We start from the raw sequence: 3,953 nt of genomic DNA, 5'->3' as shown, positions 1-3,953 counted from the left end.
GCCCGTGGCGTCGAAAGTGCCGGTAGGTGGCTGGAAATGGGGCAAGAGCTGACATTCCGCCAAATAACGCTATCTGATAAGCCAACCTCCGCTTAGCCTCCCGCGGCCCGGTGGAGTCTCGGCACAATGGCGCTATGACCTCCCACATCCCCCCACAGCTCACCGTCGGGTTCGACCTCGACATGACGCTCATCGACTCCCGCCCCGGCATCCACGCCGCCTGGACGGCGCTCTCCGCGAAGACCGGGACGTTCATCGACGCCGACCTGGCCGTCACCCGGCTCGGGCCCCCGCTGGAGGAGGAGCTCGCCTACTGGTTCCCGGAGGACCGGATCCCCGCGATGCGGGACCTCTACCGGGAGATGTACCCCTCCTACGCCATCGAGCCGACGCCGGCGATGGCCGGGGCGCGCGAGGCCGTCAAGGCCGTCCAGGCGCTCGGCGGGCGGGCGATCGTGGTGACGGCGAAGAACGAGCCCAACGCCCGCCAGCACCTCGACCACCTCGGGATAGACGCCGACGCCGTCATCGGGTGGCTCTGGGCCGAGGGCAAGGCCAAGGCGCTGCGCGAGTACGGGGCGCAGGTGTACGTCGGCGACCACATCGGCGACGTGCGCGGCGCCCGGACGGCCGGGGCCCTGTCGGTGGCGGTGGCGACCGGGCCGTGCGGGGCGGAGGAACTGCGCGAGGCCGGTGCCGACGTGGTGCTGGACGACCTCACCGCCCTGCCGGAGTGGCTGGCGGGGTTCGCCCGCACCCTCGCCGGCTGACGGAGCGGACGGGCGGAAGCGCCGTCAGGCGGCCTGGGACGCCCTGGCCGCCCGGCGCTGGGCCGCCGCCGAACGGAGCACGCCGGCGGCGGAGATCATGAAGCCGACGCCCATGAGCATGCACACCGCCCACGCGTACGACGGGAACGGGTCGGTGCCCAGGAACAGCGGGGCCATCGTCACGAGGGTCGCCACGGCGCCCACGATGAACACGATGCCCCCGGCCTTGACCAGTCCGTCGCCGGGCCGTGCTTCGTCGGGGTGAGGAGTAACAGTCACCCCACCAGGGTAGTTCCCTGGCCGAAGCGGTCGAGCGGGAAGGACCGGGGAACGTCTTGCCACCGGTTTCAGGACCATTAGCCTGGAGGAGGCGGGTCGAAGGACCCGCTGTACTGCTATCCGGAGCCGTTCACCTCGGCAAACCGGACCCGACGAGCACAAGGACAGAGGACGGACGTGCCTACCGGCAAGGTCAAGTGGTTCAACAGCGAGAAGGGCTTCGGCTTTCTCTCCCGTGACGACGGCGGAGACGTCTTCGTGCACTCGTCGGTGCTCCCCGATGGGGTCGACGCGCTCAAGCCCGGGCAGCGCGTGGAGTTCGGCGTCGTCGCGGGACAGCGCGGTGACCAGGCGCTTTCGGTGGTCGTGCTGGAGCCGACGCCGTCGGTGGCCGCCGCACAGCGGCGCAAGCCCGACGAGCTGGCCTCGATCGTGCAGGACCTGACGACCCTGCTGGAGAACATCACGCCGATGCTGGAGCGCGGCCGCTACCCCGACAAGGCGCACGGCGCGAAGATCGCCGGCCTGCTGCGTGCGGTGGCCGACCAGCTCGACGTCTGACCGTCAGGTCGTTCCCGCGCGCGTACGCCGGTGCCCCGCCGCTCCTCCGAGCGGCGGGGCACCGGCGCGTGCGGGACGCGGTCACGGGAAGCTCAGCGCGTCCGGCCCGATGGCCGGAACCAGGCCCTCGGCGGCGGCCCTGGTCAGCAGCCCGCGCACGGCCGCGTAGCCGGCGTCGCCCAGGTCGGCGGTGAACTCGTTGACGTACAGCCCGATGTGCTGGTCGGCGACCTTCGGGTCCAGTTCCTGCGCGTGCGCCCGCACATAGGGCCGCGAGGCCTCGGGGTCGTCCCAGGCCATCCGTACCGACGCACGGGCCGCGTCGGCCAGCGCGCGCAGGGTGTCCGCGCCCAGGGAGCGCTTGGCGATGATCGCGCCGAGCGGGATCGGCAGGCCGGTGGTGGACTCCCAGTGCTCGCCCATGTCGGCCAGGCAGTGCAGCCCGTACTCCTGATAGGTGAACCGGGCCTCGTGGATGACGAGTCCGGCGTCCACCCGGCCGTCGCGCACCGCCGGCATGATCTCGTTGAAGGGCAGGACGACGACCTCGCCGACCCCTGCGGGCAGCACGTCCGCCGCCCACAGCCGGAACAGCAGGTAGGCGGTGGAGCGTTCACTGGGCACCGCGACCGTCTTCCCGGTGAGGTCCAGGCCCGGTTCCCGGGTCAGGACCAGCGGGCCGCAGCCGCGCCCCAGTGCGCCGCCGCAGGGCAGCAGCGCGTACTCCTCCAGCACCCACGGCAGCACCGCGTACGACACCTTCAGCACGTCCAGCTCGCCGCGCTCGGCCATGCCGTTGGTGACGTCGATGTCGGCGAAGGTCACGTCGAGGGCGGGCGCGCCCGGGACGCGGCCGTGCGCCCAGGCGTCGAAGACGAAGGTGTCGTTCGGGCAGGGCGAGTAGGCGATGTCGAGCGTGCGCAGGGGGGCGTGGTCAGCGGTCGCGGTCATGGCGTTCTCCCCAGGTGACGAGTACGGGCCCCAGCGCGCGGAACCCGTCGGCGAGGGCGGCCAGCGCGTCCCCGATCCGCCAGGCGGCCCGGTCGCGCGGCCCGACGGCGTTGGACACGGCGCGGATCTCCAGGACCGGCAGCCCGTGCGCGGCGGCCGCCTCCGCCACCCCGAAGCCCTCCATGGCCTCGGCCCCGGCGAGCGGGTGCCGGGCGGCGAGCTCGGCGGCGCGGGCGGCGCTGCCGGTGACGGTGGAGACGGTGAGGACGGGCGCGAGGAGCGCCCCGGTGGCCTCGGCGGCCCGGGCGGCCAGGTCGGCGGGCGGCAGGTGCACGTTGCGGCCGAAGCCGAGCTCCTGGACGGGGACGAACCCCTCGGGGGTCTCGGCGCCCAGGTCGGCGGCGACGAGCGCGTCGGCGACCACGAGGGAGCCGAGCGGGGCGGCGGGGGCGAACCCGCCGCCGATGCCGGCGGAGATGACGAGCGAGTAGTCGGCCAGCGCGAGCGCGGTGGCCGTGGCGGCCGCGGCGGAGGCCGGGCCGACACCGCCGACGAGGACGTCGGCGGCGAGGCCGGGCAGGTCCCGGCGGGTGATGAGGTACCCCCCGGGCAGGGTGCGCGGCTCGGGCGTGACCGGGTCCTGGTGAGGGGTGAGCCCGGAGGCCGCGGAGTCGGCCTCCGCGGCCACCGCGGTCACGATCAGCGCGCGCACGCTGCTGCTCCTGCCGTCGGTTACTTCTTCAGCTTGAGCTTGAAGGACCAGACGGCGAGCGGCTTGCCGTCCTCGCCGACCTGGACGAAGCTCAGCATCTTCGACTGGGGCGCCTCGCCCTGGCCGCCGGTCGCGAAGACGTCGGCGCCCGCGAAGCTGCGGTAGGTGTTCGCCGAGGGCTCGGTGATCGGCTGGCCGTCGAGGACCGCCTGCCACTTCTTGCCGTCCTCGACGATCTTCGGCTCGACGCCGAGGCGCAGCGTGTCGCCGCGGCCGTACTCGATGGTCTTGGCGTCCTTGCGGCCGGTGAGGCACTCCTGGACCTTGTCCATGGAGAGCTCCTGGCCGTCGGCGCGGCACTCGGACTCGGCGGACACCGACGAGCTGCCGACGGTCACGGTCGCGAGCGGCGTCGGCTTGTCGCAGGCGGAGAGGAGGAGGAGGCCGGCGGACACGGCTCCGAGGGCCGCGACGCTGCGGCGGGCCCTACCCGGGAAAAGCGGTGCGGTCATGAGCCGAAGGCTATCGGGCCGCTGGGCTGCGCCGCCGCACGGGGGGTGCGCGACGGCGTGCCCCTGCGTTCCGCGGGGGCGGGGAGGCCTGCGGGGCGGGGTTCCTCCCCCGGGGGGCTCCGCCCCCGGACCCTCCCCCGGCTACCGCTGGGAGGTGCCCCCAGCGCC

The 3,953-nt window shown here is 73.6% G+C and carries 6 protein-coding genes; 2 read left to right on the top strand and 4 right to left on the bottom strand.

Annotated elements, in window-relative coordinates:
- Window positions 1-134: 134 nt before the first annotated feature.
- Entirely contained in the window at window positions 135-770 is a 636-nt protein-coding gene (locus VR44_RS15635; RefSeq protein WP_045948098.1) for an HAD family hydrolase, read from the top strand.
- Window positions 771-794: 24 nt separating this feature from the next.
- Here VR44_RS15635 and VR44_RS15630 read toward each other — a convergent pair whose 3' ends face one another.
- Window positions 795-1,049 (bottom strand): hypothetical protein, encoded by a 255-nt coding sequence (locus tag VR44_RS15630; protein ID WP_045948097.1) that lies wholly within the window; start codon window positions 1,047-1,049, stop codon window positions 795-797.
- A gap of 177 nt (window positions 1,050-1,226) precedes the next feature.
- Here VR44_RS15630 and VR44_RS48415 point away from each other — a divergent pair, with 177 nt between their 5' ends.
- Window positions 1,227-1,610 carry a cold-shock protein gene (locus VR44_RS48415; RefSeq protein ID WP_042811480.1) on the top strand — a complete coding sequence of 128 codons (384 nt, stop codon included), beginning with the start codon at window positions 1,227-1,229 and terminating at the stop codon, window positions 1,608-1,610.
- An 81-nt stretch (window positions 1,611-1,691) separates the two neighbouring features.
- Here VR44_RS48415 and VR44_RS15620 read toward each other — a convergent pair whose 3' ends face one another.
- The 3 genes from VR44_RS15620 to VR44_RS15610 are packed head-to-tail and all read right to left on the bottom strand — an operon-like array spanning window position 1,692 to window position 3,785.
- On the bottom strand, window positions 1,692-2,561 hold the full coding sequence (locus VR44_RS15620; protein WP_045948096.1) for a 1,4-dihydroxy-6-naphtoate synthase: 870 nt from the start codon (window positions 2,559-2,561) through the stop codon (window positions 1,692-1,694).
- A complete protein-coding gene (locus tag VR44_RS15615) occupies window positions 2,545-3,273 on the bottom strand; it encodes a futalosine hydrolase (RefSeq protein WP_045948095.1) in 729 nt (242 codons plus the stop codon). Before VR44_RS15615 ends, VR44_RS15620 begins: the two co-directional genes overlap by 17 nt.
- Before the next feature lie 20 nt (window positions 3,274-3,293).
- Window positions 3,294-3,785: a hypothetical protein gene (locus VR44_RS15610; RefSeq protein ID WP_045948094.1), complete on the bottom strand. Its 492-nt coding sequence runs from the start codon at window positions 3,783-3,785 to the stop codon at window positions 3,294-3,296.
- Between the last annotated feature and the right edge of the window lie 168 nt (window positions 3,786-3,953).

Source organism: Streptomyces katrae, assembly GCF_000966975.1.
Classification (GTDB): domain Bacteria; phylum Actinomycetota; class Actinomycetes; order Streptomycetales; family Streptomycetaceae; genus Streptomyces; species Streptomyces katrae.
Note: the sequence above shows the minus strand (reverse complement) of the source record. Positions and strands in the feature narration are given on the sequence as shown.